At 44.8% G+C, this 12,749-nt stretch carries 12 protein-coding genes; 4 read left to right on the forward strand and 8 right to left on the reverse strand.

Features of this window, described 5'->3' with window-relative positions; translation table 11 throughout:
* Position 1: 1 nt before the first annotated feature.
* Positions 2 to 520 carry a ubiquinol-cytochrome c reductase iron-sulfur subunit gene (gene petA / locus G3M65_RS03640; RefSeq protein ID WP_173833250.1) on the reverse strand — a complete coding sequence of 173 codons (519 nt, stop codon included), beginning with the start codon at positions 518 to 520 and terminating at the stop codon, positions 2 to 4.
* A gap of 152 nt (positions 521 to 672) precedes the next feature.
* Here petA and G3M65_RS03645 point away from each other — a divergent pair, with 152 nt between their 5' ends.
* Positions 673 to 1,965, forward strand: coding sequence for an NAD(P)/FAD-dependent oxidoreductase (locus G3M65_RS03645; protein WP_173833251.1), 1,293 nt, complete (start codon positions 673 to 675; stop codon positions 1,963 to 1,965).
* Here G3M65_RS03645 and G3M65_RS03650 read toward each other — a convergent pair.
* Together G3M65_RS03650 and G3M65_RS03655 are read right to left on the reverse strand one after the other, a co-directional pair.
* Complete coding sequence (locus G3M65_RS03650) at positions 1,962 to 4,223, reverse strand: endonuclease MutS2 (protein ID WP_173833252.1); 2,262 nt, start codon at positions 4,221 to 4,223, stop codon at positions 1,962 to 1,964. The two genes, G3M65_RS03645 and G3M65_RS03650, sit on opposite strands and share 4 nt — an antisense overlap.
* 12 nt (positions 4,224 to 4,235) lie before the next feature.
* A complete protein-coding gene (locus tag G3M65_RS03655; protein WP_173833253.1) occupies positions 4,236 to 6,083 on the reverse strand; it encodes a GGDEF domain-containing protein in 1,848 nt (615 codons plus the stop codon).
* Between the two features lie 134 nt (positions 6,084 to 6,217).
* Between G3M65_RS03655 and G3M65_RS03660 the strand changes: the two genes are divergently transcribed.
* The 3 genes from G3M65_RS03660 to G3M65_RS03670 are packed head-to-tail and all read left to right on the forward strand — an operon-like array spanning position 6,218 to position 8,762.
* The gene (locus G3M65_RS03660; protein WP_173833254.1) at positions 6,218 to 6,817 is read left to right on the forward strand and encodes a peroxiredoxin; all 600 of its coding nucleotides are present in this window, start codon (positions 6,218 to 6,220) and stop codon (positions 6,815 to 6,817) included.
* 49 nt (positions 6,818 to 6,866) lie between these two features.
* Entirely contained in the window at positions 6,867 to 7,838 is a 972-nt protein-coding gene (gene trxB / locus G3M65_RS03665) for a thioredoxin-disulfide reductase (protein ID WP_173833255.1), read from the forward strand.
* Positions 7,839 to 7,862: 24 nt separating this feature from the next.
* A complete protein-coding gene (locus G3M65_RS03670) occupies positions 7,863 to 8,762 on the forward strand; it encodes a polyprenyl synthetase family protein (RefSeq protein WP_173833256.1) in 900 nt (299 codons plus the stop codon).
* Here G3M65_RS03670 and G3M65_RS03675 read toward each other — a convergent pair.
* From G3M65_RS03675 to G3M65_RS03695, 5 genes are read right to left on the reverse strand one after another with little or no spacing between them, the layout of a single operon-like run.
* The gene (locus tag G3M65_RS03675; RefSeq protein WP_173833257.1) at positions 8,759 to 9,001 is read right to left on the reverse strand and encodes a hypothetical protein; all 243 of its coding nucleotides are present in this window, start codon (positions 8,999 to 9,001) and stop codon (positions 8,759 to 8,761) included. The genes G3M65_RS03670 and G3M65_RS03675 overlap by 4 nt on opposite strands.
* Positions 8,967 to 9,377, reverse strand: coding sequence for a flagellar export chaperone FliS (locus G3M65_RS03680; protein WP_173833258.1), 411 nt, complete (start codon positions 9,375 to 9,377; stop codon positions 8,967 to 8,969). Before G3M65_RS03680 ends, G3M65_RS03675 begins: the two co-directional genes overlap by 35 nt.
* Complete coding sequence (gene fliD / locus G3M65_RS03685) at positions 9,374 to 10,696, reverse strand: flagellar filament capping protein FliD (RefSeq protein WP_173833259.1); 1,323 nt, start codon at positions 10,694 to 10,696, stop codon at positions 9,374 to 9,376. Before fliD ends, G3M65_RS03680 begins: the two co-directional genes overlap by 4 nt.
* A 3-nt stretch (positions 10,697 to 10,699) precedes the next feature.
* On the reverse strand, positions 10,700 to 11,077 hold the full coding sequence (locus tag G3M65_RS03690; protein WP_173833260.1) for a flagellar protein FlaG: 378 nt from the start codon (positions 11,075 to 11,077) through the stop codon (positions 10,700 to 10,702).
* Between the two features lie 49 nt (positions 11,078 to 11,126).
* Positions 11,127 to 12,719, reverse strand: coding sequence for a flagellin N-terminal helical domain-containing protein (locus G3M65_RS03695; protein WP_173833261.1), 1,593 nt, complete (start codon positions 12,717 to 12,719; stop codon positions 11,127 to 11,129).
* Positions 12,720 to 12,749 lie beyond the last annotated feature (30 nt).

Below are 12,749 nucleotides of genomic sequence, written 5' to 3' on the forward strand. Positions count from 1 at the left end.
CTTATGTGAGTTCTTTAACAAACCCTGGTTCACCTATTACTAACTTACTACCATCTCTCTTTTGTGGAGGCACGTGTAGAGGTCTTGGAGGAGGTCCAGCTATGTTATCACCCCATGGAGAATAAAAACCACCATGACAGGGGCAGTGGAAAACGGGATAGTTAAACTCCGCCTCACCCTGAGGTTTCCAAAGAGGGACACAGCCAAGATGGGTGCAAACCGCTATTAAGGCGTAGGCATCCTGACCTTGAAGTAGCTTGGCGTTTTTGTCTTCCTTTGCCTTGCCGGTCCATTGGAAGCCCTGAGGAAGTTTGACCACAAAGACAGGTTTGCCTTTCCATGAGACAACCCTTACCTGCCCCTCAGGAATTGAGGCTACGTCCACCTCCATCATAGCACCCGCAAGGGAGGCAGCGCTTGGTGCAAGGGTCTTAACAATTGGATATAGAACCCCGAGGACTCCTACTACTCCTAAACCGCCTATGGCGAGACCCATGAGGTCCCTTCTTGAGGTTTCCATGACATTACCTCCTGATATAGTTCATAACATTTTAATTATATCAGAAGGAATTATAAAGGACAAAAGGAGTTTTTTGTAATTTTATTTGACACATTCAACATTTTGCTTATATAATTATAAGCTGTTGCTTATAAAACTCAGGAGGTTGTGTTATGAGCAAACATGTAGTCATAATAGGTGGCGGTGTAGGAGGAATAGCCACCGCCTACGACCTGAAAAAGTTAGACAGGAGCTTTAAAGTCACGGTCATCTCGGGAAGGCCATACTTTGGCTTTACACCCTCTTATCCTCACCTTGCCTTAGGATGGAGAAGGTTTGAGGACATAAGCATTCCGTTGGCTGGGTTACTTCCAAAACACGGTATAGACTTTATCAATGAGGATGCGGAGAGCATTGACCCAGAAACCAACAAGGTAAAGACAAAGGGTGGTAAGACAATAGAATACGACTACCTTGTGATAGCGACAGGTCCCAAGCTGGTCTTTGGTGCAGAGGGTCAAGAACAGTATTCCACCTCTGTCTGCACCGCAGAGCATGCTATGGAACTAAACAAAAAACTTGAGGAGTTTTACAGAAATCCCGGACCTGTAGTGGTTGGTGCTATACCCGGTGTTAGCTGTTTTGGTCCAGCTTACGAGTTTGCCTTTATGCTCCACCATGAGCTCAAAAGGAGAGGTATAAGACACAAGGTCCCTATAACCTACATAACCTCTGAGCCCTATGTGGGACATATGGGTCTTGGTGGTGTTGGACCCTCCAGAAGGCTTATGGAAGACCTTATGGCAGAAAGGAGCATAAAGTGGGTGGCAAATGTGAAAATAACTAAGGTAGAACCTGACAAGGTAATATACGAAGACCTTGAAGGTAAGACCTACGAGGCACCTGCAAAGCTCTCCATGATTATGCCAAGGTTTATGGGACCAGAGGTGGTTCAGTCTGCGGGTGAGAAGGTGGCAAACCCAGCCAACAAGATGGTTATAGTCAACAGGTGCTTCCAAAACCCCACATACAAAAACATATTCGGCGTTGGAGTAGTAACTGCCATACCGCCCGTAGAACAGACACCCATACCCACAGGCGCACCTAAAACAGGCATGATGATAGAGCAGATGGCTTTAGCGGTTGCCCATAACATAGTAAACGATATAAGGAATAACCCGGACAGATACGCGCCAGAGCTATCCGCCATATGCATCGCAGACATGGGCGGTGATGCCATGGGCTTCTTTGCCTCTCCCGTGCTTCCCCCAAGGTCAACGGTTCTTTACAAGAAGGGTGCCATAATGCACTACATAAAGTCCGCCTTTGAAAAATACTTTATGTGGAAGGTAAAACGTGGAGATGTGGCACCATGGTTTGAAGAGAAAGGGCTTGAGTTTCTCCTAAAGGTGCATCCCATACATCTCTGCTCTGACTGCTCAGGTTCACCGGGAAGTGCATGTTAATCCCTGCTTAGGTATACGAGGGAGGTGCCTGCACCTCCCTCCTTTGGGTATCCCTCTCTGTGAAAAACCACAAGGGGTGAAGAGGAAAGGAATTCCTGAACCGCCTTTTTTAGAGTTCCATACCCATGGATGACCTTTACCGCCTTCAGACCCATGCTGTGGGCTTCTTGGAGGAAAAGCTCAAGTTTTGTGAGAGCCTCCTCCACGCTAAAGCCTGTAAGGTTTATCTCAGAGGGTGAACTTTTTCTTATTTCAAAGACCTTCTCCGGCTTTTGCTCTTCTGGTGGCGGTTCGGTCTTTTTGAGATCTGAAAGCCTCACCCACGCCCTTACACCCCCAGATAGAACACACGCCCTGTCATCTTTCAGCTCAAGCACCTTCCCCTTTGAACCGAATATCTCCACCCAATCACCAACCCCTATGGCTTCTCCCCTCTCCTTCTCATATACGCTTTCCACCTTTTCTCTGAAAAGCTCCCTGAGTTTCTGCCTGTCCTTTAGACTTCTTATATGTTTTTCTGCCTCTAGCAGGAGCTCCTCAAAACGCTCCCTTATCTCTTCCACCGCCCTTTTTATCTCTTGCTTTTTCCTACTTTCCAGCTCCTTCAGTTTGGCTTCCTGCTCCAAAATTAGCCCTTCAACCTTTTCTTTTTCCTCTTGCAGTTCCCTTAGCCTTTCCTGATACTCTCTTATGTATCCCTCAAGGGTCTCTCTTGCGGTGAAATACTCTTCAAAGCCTGCAGGAAGAAAGCTCTTTGCCTTTTGTATGAGTTCCTCCGGCAGACCGCACCTTTGGGCTACAAAAAGAGCCATGCTTTCACCCACCGCGTCGTAAACTATCCTGTAGAGGGGTCTCAGGCTCTCCCTATCAAAAAGCATGCTGGCAGGTGTATAGTAGTCAGAGTTTAGGGCATAGACCTTTATGGGTGTGTGATGCGTGTTTACAAGCACAAAAGCCTCTCTATCCTTTAGGTATTCAAGGATTGCTATACCAAGGGCGGAGCCTTCCACTGGGTCTGTGCCTGCACCGAGCTCATCAAGAAGCACAAGGCTTTTGTGGTCCACGAGAGGGAGGAACTCCGCTATGTTTGTCATATGAGAAGAGAAGGTGGAGAGACTTTGCTCTATGCTCTGCTCATCTCCTATGTCTACAAAGATATTTTCAAAGACAGGCAGTGTGCCTTCTTTAACAGGTATGGGTATGCCTGACTGGAAAAGGAGACAGCAAAGTCCAAGGGTCTTCAAAGCCACCGTCTTACCGCCCGTGTTGGGTCCTGTCAGCACAAGCCCCCTCTTATTCTTCATCACTATATCAAGAGGAACCACCTCTTCCTTGAGAAATACCAAAAGGGGATGCCTCACCCCTACAAGCTCCACATGTGGGCCTATTTTCGGAAACCTTCCTCCATAAGCCTTTGAAAACTCAGAAACAGCCTTTAGATAGTCAACCTTCACAAGGGTTCTAAAGGCTTCCATAAGCCTCTGAGCCTGCTCGCCTATCATGGAAGAGAGCCTTCTGAGTATTCTCTTTAGCTCATCCTCCTCATCATCCCGCAAGGTGGTGAGCCTGTTGTTAAGCTCTATGACGCTCTGAGGTTCCACATAGGTGGTAAAACCAGAAGAGGAGGTCCCATGCACCACCCCTATTATCTTCTTAACCTCTGTGGTCTTCACAGGCAGGACATATCTGCCGTTTTTGTAGGCTACAAACTTGTCAGAGAAAATTCTGTCCGCATCCGGTCTTGAGAAGACAGCCTCAAGCCTTTTGAGTATCTCCTTCTCCGTATCCCTTATCTTCTGCCTTATATCCCTTAGGTTCTCGCTGGCAGAGTCCTTTACAAAGCCCCTCGGGTCTATCACAGACTCTATAAGGTTCTCAAGGCTATTAAAGAGATAGAGGCTTTTTGTGAGAGAACCAAGACTTTTGTAAGTCTGGACGGATTCTCCCAAAGACCGCCTTATCTCTTTGATAAGCCTTATGACCTTCAAGAGAGCCAAAGCCTCCTCCACTGTAATGGCATATTCCTTGATGGTGGTCTTCTTTATTATGCCCTCCACATCCTCAAACTCGTAGAGCAAGAGCCTATCTGACACGTTAAGAAAGTCCTCAAGGAGTTTTAGCTCCTCCTCCAGGGTCTTGTGTTCTCTTATAGGTCTTACCTGCTCAATAAACCTCTCCGTTGCCTTTGAGTGTGCGTAGGCTTTTATCCTATCCAAGACCTGAAAAAACTCAAGCCTTATGAGGTCCTTTTCTCTCATCAGTAAAATATTTTAGTAACTCTCCTCTTGCCAGAACTCAGGTCTAAACCTTACAACCCTGTTTCTGCCCATCTCCTTTGCCTTGTAGAGGGCTACGTCCGCAAACTTTATGCACTGCCATATCCTGTCAGAATCATGTGGAAACTCCGCAACCCCTATACTTACCGTCTTTTTGAGAACAACACCGGGTACCTCTATTGTGTGGTTTTCCACAGCTCTCCTTATTTTCTCTGCTACTTCCTCAGACTTACCAACCTGCACATCTACCAAAAGCACCATAAACTCCTCCCCACCGAACCTAACAACTACGTCAGAGTCCCTTACAGACTTTAAGAGTATTCTTGCAACTTCCTTAAGCACCCTATCACCCACATCATGACCGTGCGTATCGTTCACCTGTTTAAAGTAATCTATGTCAACCATAAGAATACCAAGAGCTGTTCCACGCCTTCTTATCTGTGCAGTTATCTTATCTATAGCTTCCTCAAGAAATCTCCTGTTATAAAGCCCTGTAAGCTGGTCTCTTAGAGATTGCTCCCTGAGCATGTCCATATATGTTCTTGCCTCAAGCACTGGTGAGGCTTCCTTAAGATAACCCTTTATATAAGGGATCACAAGATTTATAAAGGGCTCTATCTCCTGTTCATAAACTATCTGTAGCACATTACCCACAGCTCCACCCACATAAACAGGCGTGCAGTAATAGTGAATCTTCCCCTCTTTACAGGCTTCATTGTTTCTGAAATTTGGACATACACATGGAAACTCTTTTGAGTCCACATCCGCACCACTTCTCTTTGCTCTGCACTCGTCTGCGTTTTCAAAAATAACCTCCTTGCACCAAAGGTCAGAACCCTTTACATAAACCACGCTTATCCTACCTTTCCCATGGTCTACCTCGTATATGGAAAAACTCTCCAAACCCATATAATCCTCAAGGACGCTTCTTATCCTTTCGTAAACATCCTTCTTGCTTCTATCCTTTTCAATAACTCTCTTGAATTTGTATATGTTTAACAGTTCATCCACTATTTTTGATGTGTCCGAAAGAGCATTTCCTGTCTTCAAAACACCATAGCCTATCAGACTCCTTACTTTCTCCTCTATAGATGTAAGGGTTTTGTGCAATTTGGAAAAGGACTCTTCCATAGTTCTCTTCAACAGGCTTGCTTCATAACCCGGGTCTATTTTAAGTTCATAGGTGAAATTACCTTCGCTTGCGGATTTTAAGGCACTAGAAAGCTCCTTTATAAAGGTGGTTATCCTCGCCATAAAGTGGTTTACCAAGAATATAACACTTCCAAGAGTTATCAAGAACACAATCGTGAGTGAGGCGAGCAGTTTTGCTGACTTATTCCTTACAGGAGAAAGGTCCATTGTCAAACTTATAGCCCCAAGTGTTTCTCCCGGCTCAACCCTGTGACAGCTCAAACAATCCACACCCTTTATAGGTTCTGCCTTATAAGGTATAACTATTCTATAGCTTACCTCAGAGATGCCTTCTTTCAACACTGTGTATGGTTTTCCACTTCTCAGCACAAGTTTGTCTACTTCATCAAGTGGAAGTTCCCACCTCCATCTATAACCGTATTGTTTTACCACCGCTTCACCTCTTACAACCCTTATTTCTTTTACACCTGGCAACTCTCTTATACTGTTCAAAAAGCTATCCCTTCTGTCCATTACACCCATCACCATGTAAGAGGTAAGAGTATCTCTGACAAGCTCCGATATGATATGAGCCCTTTGCTTTGACTCACCCAAAGCCTGAGCCCTGAAGGTGTATAAAGCGGATAAAAGCATGATAAGAAAAGCCAGGAGCAAGACACCAAATAGCCTGAATATTGTAGCTTTTTTCATAAAACTCCCTCCTATAATATAACCTTACTTAGTATATTGTAAAAGCTGATGGGTGTAGTTATGATTTCTATCATCTTGCAAAAATTTTGCATTTAGTTATAATATTCAGTAACAAAACTGAAAGGAGGTAAGACATGGAAGCCTTAAAGGTAGGACAAAAGGTTCCAAACTTTGAGATGGAGGTCTATGACCCCAAAACCCTTGGCTTTGGGAAGGTTTCTTTGGAGGACCTTCTCAGAGAGAGAAAATGGGTAGTGCTATTTTTCTACCCTGCGGACTTTACCTTTGTGTGTCCCACAGAGCTTGCAGACCTTGCGGATTACTATGAGGAACTCCAGAGGATGGGCGTGGAGGTAATATCTGTCTCCACGGACACTAAGTATACCCATCTTGCATGGCAAAGGTCTGAAAAGCTCTTGGAAAAGGTGAAATACCTTATGGGTGCGGATCCAACGGGAAAGGTTTCAAGGCTTTTTGGTGTTTATGACGAGAACACAGGACTTGCCCTAAGGGGGACTTTCATAATAAACCCAGATGGCGTTCTCGTTGGCTCTGAGGTGAACTTCTACAATGTAGGAAGGAACGCAGAGGAACTTGTGCGGAAAATGAAGGCAAACGCCTACCTTATGAGCCACCCAGATGAGGCATGCCCGGCAAGGTGGAAAGAGGGAGAGAAGACACTAAAGCCTTCTCAGGAAATTGTGGGTAGGGTTTACGAAGCTCTTCAAACTTGAGAGCTCCCCCCCCTTCGGGGGATATATTTTTATCCTTAGGAGGATAGAGATGAAGCTGACTTTGGACTTTAGCACGGATAAGATTTACGATGTTGTCATAATTGGTGGTGGTCCTGCTGGTGCCTCTGCAGCTATCTATACTGCAAGAGCTGGGCTGTCTACACTGGTGCTATACAGAGCTGAGGCAGATGGAGCATTAGGGGTGACCCAGCAGATAGAGAACTATCCTGGCATAAGGGGACCCCTATCTGGCTATGAACTTCTCAAACTCATCCGAGAGCATGCCAAAGCCTTTGGTGCAGAGTTTGTAAGGGGCAAGGTGATAGCTACAGACCTTCTCGGCGAGATAAAAAAGGTCTATACCATAGATGGGAGAGAGTTTAAGGGTAGAGCGGTAATAATAGCATCTGGTGCTATGGAAAGAACAAACAAGTATAAAGGTGAGGAAGAGTTTCTTGGCAAGGGTGTATCCTACTGTGGAGTCTGCGACGCTGCCTTTTTCAAGGATAGACCGGTAGCGGTTATAGGCGAGGATGACTACGCTCTTGAGGAAACTGAGTTTATAGCTCGCTTTGCAAATAAGATTTACTTGGTTGTGCCTTCAAGCAGGATAAAAGCTCCTCATGAGATGGTCTCCGAGATACAATTCAACCCAAAGGTAGAAATCCTTTTGCATCACAGGGTTTTGGAGATAGTTGGCACATCCCTTGTGGAAGGCTTATGGGTTCAGAATGTAAACACAAGGGAGAAAAGACTTTTACAGGTGGATGGGGTTTTCATCTTCCTTGGTGGCAACAAGCCCTCTGTAGACTTTTTGATGAACCAAGTGGAAATGACGGGAGACCACTGCATAGTAGTTAACGAGGAGATGATGACCTCTGTTCCTGGGGTTTTCGCTGCGGGTGATGTGCTATGCACCAACATAAAGCAGGCGGTTATAGCCGCTGCGGATGGAGTAAAGGCTGCCCTTGCGGTGGACAAATACCTTAACAAAAAAGCAAAGATTACCGCCCAGTGGTAAAGCTGTTTTATACTATTTTAGCCTATGGTAAACACGCAGGATATAAGAGAGAAGATAATCTCCTATCTTGACCCAGAGGTAAGGGAAGTTTACGAGATAGGAAACTATATCATATCCTCAGGTGGAAAGGGTGTCAGACCTCTTCTAACCATAATGGTATGCGAGGCGTTGGGTGGTGATGTGGAGAGGGTTATCCCCTTGGCGGTAGGCATAGAATATGTTCATATAGCCTCTTTGCTTCATGACGATGTGGTGGATGGTGCACAAACAAGAAGGGGCAAAAGGAGCGCCAATGTGGTTTTTGGCAATCAAGCGTGTGTGCTAACGGGCGACTATATGTATGCAAAGGCCCTTTCCTTGTATTCCCAATATGGAAGCCTTGAGAGTATACAGGTTCTGAGCGATGCGGTGATGAAAATGTCTCAGGGACAACTCCTTGAGCTAAAAAGCCTTGGAAACCTTATAGATGAAGAAACATATTTCAAAATAATAGACTACAAAACGGGTGCCCTCTTTGGAGCTTGTATGGCGGTGGGGGCTTTGATAGCAGGTAGGGAAGATTATTGGGATTTTTATCGCATGGGAATCCTTGCTGGCAGAGCCTTTCAGCTTATTGATGACGCTCTGGATTATGCGGGCAGTGAGGAAAAACTGGGAAAGCCCGTGGGCTCTGACCTTGCGGAAGGAAAGTGCACCTATCCTCTTCTGTGCGTGCTTGATGAATTAAAAGAAGAGGAAAAACTACTCTTCTACGGCGAAGGGTATGAGGATTTAAAAAGGCTTGTCTTGAAACATGGCGGTGTTGAAAAAACGAAAGAAAAGGCAAGGCAGGAAATTGAAAGGGTTTTGCATTTTGTGAGGAGCTTTGACACCTCTGGTGGTATAGAGAGCTTAATACTCAAGCTCATAAATAGAGAAAGCTAAATGCCATAGCCCTCCTTAAACCTTTTAAGGTTCACAAGGCTCTCCGCAAGTTTGTTTCTTGCCCTTTCCCCCTCTGCTATAAGATGTTCAATAATTCTAAGACATTCTTGTGCAGTTTGAAGGTCAAGTTTCTTAAAGTGTTCCTGCCCTATGCCATTAAGTGTTTCTGTTAGCTTGTCCCAATCTCCCTGCTGGAGGTATACCTCACACCGCAGAAGCAGTTGCTTCAGGTCTTCCATATATCCTCTTCTCCACTTCTTCCCAACTCTCTTTGAGGTCTGCAAGTATCTTTAGCATTTTGCGAAGGGTTTGAGGCTCATCGCCCTCCACCACAATCCTTATAAGGTCATTTATAAGAGCTTGGTATACCTCATGAAGGCTCTTTGCTATATCACCACCTTGCTCCATATTGAGTGTCGCGTCAAGAACCGTGAGTATCTCCGTCGCTCTACCCATGGCTTCATATTTCCTTTTCATATCCTCAGGCTCTGCGGAAGCTCTCTCCATCAGCTCCACCGCCTCATCAAGGCACGAGATAGCCTTCTCATAGAGGAGGATAACCTGTCTTATAGGATTTGCGGTCAAGACCATGTTTTCAAGGTATGCGTTTATCATCTTTTACCTCCTTGCATATCTGATAGACTTACTATAAAAGCCTGCATCCTTGCCATTATATCCTGAGCTTGGTTCATAAAGGTCTCCACTTTTGCATACTCAAGCCTGAGCCTTTCCTCTTCCCTTGCCAGTTGCTTTGCCAGCTCCTGAGCCCTTGTGTTTATATAATCTAACCTGCCCTGCAGGTCGTTGCCAAAGGACTGAAGGGTTGTAGAGGTTCTGAGGGCATAATCTCCTACCGTGTTTTTTAATTCTGTTAGGATGTCCCTGAGCTTTTGAGGGTTTGAACTGGCAAGGGAATTAACCGCAGAGCTGTTTAATTCAAGAGTGCCATCCTCTTTTACATTCACAAGATCATAGGCAAAAAGGTTGTCCAGCATTCTTGAAAGTTCTGTCTTTATACCTGTAATAGAGTAGTCTCCCTGAAAGATGGCGTCTTTGTCCGTTAGCTTGTTCACCTGTGATATCACTCCGTTGTAGTTTTTAACGAAGTTGTTGAGAAAATCCAACACTTTTGAGTAGTCATCACTAACTGTTATAATCGCATTCCCTATATTTTTTACTTCCACACTTAGACCGTTTACTATATTTTCAAATCTGTTGCTGGGGCTTGTTATGACAGTTGAACCTATACTTATGTTAGCATTTTGAGCACTTTGTAGTGGGCTTGTGGTATCTAGGCTCCAAACATTGCCATTTATAACTGGAGCTGTGCTAAAGGATATAACAGTGCTTACTGAGTTGGTCTCTGCTGTGGAGGAGGCTTCGTCCCTTTCAGAGAGCATGAGTTTGTATTGGCTTCCGTCGTAGAAGATGCTGGCAACTATTTTGTCACCTGCGGAGTTGTTTATGGCATTCACAAGGTCAGAAAGCCTTCCAGAACCTGCCTGCACATTAAAGTATAGGATGGAGCTACCTGTATTGTAGGTTATCTGAAAGGCATTCCAGTTTATGGAAGCGTTTATGTCAGAAAGTCCCTCATTGGTTATAAGAACCTCCTTTTGAGCGAGCTTTGAAACGGAAAGGTTGAGGGTTATGTTTGGAACATCCTCTGTAACGGTAGCGGTAAGCACAGAACTGTCAGAGGAGTTAGCCTTCTTACTTCTAAAAAGGTCATCTACGTTGAGGTTCTCAAAGAGCTTTGAAAGGTCTCCAACAGCATTAGTAAGACCTTGAAGGGCGGACTGCTTTGCCTGCACCTGCTGGGCTTCCTGGGAAAGCCTCTGTATGGGAATAGATTTAAGCCTTATTATCTGGTCTATTATTGAGCCCCAGTCAAACCTACCAGTAAGGTTGTTGAAGTATATTTCCCCAGCCAAAGCTTATACCTCCTTCTGTAAAAGTATACCAAGCATCTGGTCAATCTTTTTCATAAGGTCAAGAAGGTAATCAGGTGGTATCTGGCGAATAACCCTATTTGTATCCTTTTCTATAATTTTAGCAACCGGTATTTCAAGCTCCGTATCTATGTCTATCTTCAGATATTTGCTAAGCATATCAAACTTTCTTTTAAGTTCTTCAAGTAGTTTTTGAAGCTCCTCTGACTTAACACTTCTACTTTCTTGGGCTTCTTGTTGAGTTTGCTGTATCTCCCTTTCCACGCGTTTTCTCATCCCTTCAAGTACTCCATCCTTAACCTGCTTTTGAACTAACCCCTGCTGTTCAACATTAACATTGTGTCCAACAGGTTCTATCTTCATATCTCCCCTCACTTAAAAAAGGGGAGGTGGAGCCTCCCCTACTAATCTATTATCTGAGGAGCTGAAGCACAAGCTGAGGAAGCTGGTTCGCCTGTGCCAGCATTGCCATAGAGGACTGCATCTTTATCTGGAGCTTGGTAAAGTTGGTCATCTCTTCTGCGTAGTCTGTGTTGCGTATAACGTTTTCTGCCTCTTTTGTATTGTCCCACGCAACCTTCTGAGAGTCGTATATGGACTGTAGATTGTTCATAACTGCACCTATCTGGGCTCTTACCGTGTCAACGCGTTGGAGGGCTTTCTTGACTATGAGCATAGACTCTTCTGCCCTTTCGTTGGTAAGCACGTTAACAGAGTACAGGTTTTTAAAGGTAGCATCAGCGTTTGTAGATAAATCGAAATTGAAGCCTGTGGCTGTGGAAGCAGCAGAAACACCACTGTATTGAATCTTATAAGTATCTGTACCAGCTATGTCCACTGTGCCCACGTCTATATAGTAGGCATAGTTGGTTGCTGCCGTAAAGCTGACTGTGCCAGCTCCTTCTAATATCTGTCCAAGGTTTACGTTAACTCCATTTGATGAAATATTACCACTTACACTTACTCTTACTGCTATAGTTTCTCCGTTGTTTGTTTCCAAAACAAGTTTGTTGTTTATAACCTTTGCACTTATTGGAGAACCCGATCCAGAAGCCTGAGTATTTATAAGGTCAGCTAACTGTTGAACAGTCGTCACACTGCTGTCTATGGTTACCTGGAAGTTTGCTGAACCTGAAGCTACAGCATTGCCTATATAGAACTCAAGAGTAGCAGAAGAAATACTATCAGCGCCCACTGGTGTCCAAAAGTTAGCAAAACCACTATAGTCTGCGTCTGCCATATTTATGTTCTTAGCTGTGGCCTCTATACCAAGTGCCTGGAGAGCATTATTGCTATTTATGTTTCTGGCAAGAGTTGCAGCGTCCACAAATCTTTGGGTTCCATCAAACTGTAGAACTCTTATGCCAGCTATATCCACGTAATCTCCAGAATCTACAAGCCAGTTGGATGTGGTACTGAGATGTGCGGCAAAGTTCATAGCGGACGTAGCAGTAGAGGTTACATACCTCGCACCCTGTCCCTTTACCATGTAGGCACCTATGTCGTTAGGGAGAACGCTCTTTATGTCTACTTGTAGTATCTGGTCTTTTCTCGCTCCGTAGTGGATTGCTTTGCCCGCAAAGGTTCCATCAAGAAGTTTTATACCGTTATATTCTGTATCTGTACCTATTTTCTTAATAGCATCAATGAAGTTGTCTATCTCTCTCTGCAGGCTCGCTCTTGCGTTTGGGTCGTTTATGTCGTTTGCTGCACGCACTGTTCTTTTGTATATCTCATTTAGCCTGTTGAATATCTGACCTGCGGAGCTTTCTGCAATTCTAAGTGCAGAAAGACCAGTTTGGATGTTCCTGTTACCCTCTTCCAAGCCAGACCCAACCACCATGAGCTGGTCTGCAATGAAGAGTCCTGCAGAGTCGTCTGCGGCGTTAAGTATCCTCAGACCCGTTGAAAGCCTGAGCAAAGACTTGTTCATCTCCCTCTCGTTAGAGAGGATGGCGGTGTGTGACGCCGCCGCCTCAAAGTTGAAGTTCACTCTTAGTGCCATGGTTTCTACCTCCTTTGAAGTTTCTTGTAT

The organism is Hydrogenobacter sp. T-8 (assembly GCF_011006175.1).
Lineage (GTDB): Bacteria > Aquificota > Aquificia > Aquificales > Aquificaceae > Pampinifervens > Pampinifervens florentissimum.

Coding starts and splice junctions, on each gene's coding strand:
- petA (WP_173833250.1), bottom strand. CDS start 520: ATGGAAACCTCAAGAAGGGACCTCATGGGTCTCGCCATAGGCGGTTTA.
- G3M65_RS03645 (WP_173833251.1), top strand. CDS start 673: ATGAGCAAACATGTAGTCATAATAGGTGGCGGTGTAGGAGGAATAGCC.
- G3M65_RS03650 (WP_173833252.1), bottom strand. CDS start 4,223: ATGAGAGAAAAGGACCTCATAAGGCTTGAGTTTTTTCAGGTCTTGGAT.
- G3M65_RS03655 (WP_173833253.1), bottom strand. CDS start 6,083: ATGAAAAAAGCTACAATATTCAGGCTATTTGGTGTCTTGCTCCTGGCT.
- G3M65_RS03660 (WP_173833254.1), top strand. CDS start 6,218: ATGGAAGCCTTAAAGGTAGGACAAAAGGTTCCAAACTTTGAGATGGAG.
- trxB (WP_173833255.1), top strand. CDS start 6,867: ATGAAGCTGACTTTGGACTTTAGCACGGATAAGATTTACGATGTTGTC.
- G3M65_RS03670 (WP_173833256.1), top strand. CDS start 7,863: ATGGTAAACACGCAGGATATAAGAGAGAAGATAATCTCCTATCTTGAC.
- G3M65_RS03675 (WP_173833257.1), bottom strand. CDS start 9,001: ATGGAAGACCTGAAGCAACTGCTTCTGCGGTGTGAGGTATACCTCCAG.
- G3M65_RS03680 (WP_173833258.1), bottom strand. CDS start 9,377: ATGATAAACGCATACCTTGAAAACATGGTCTTGACCGCAAATCCTATA.
- G3M65_RS03690 (WP_173833260.1), bottom strand. CDS start 11,077: ATGAAGATAGAACCTGTTGGACACAATGTTAATGTTGAACAGCAGGGG.
- G3M65_RS03695 (WP_173833261.1), bottom strand. CDS start 12,719: ATGGCACTAAGAGTGAACTTCAACTTTGAGGCGGCGGCGTCACACACC.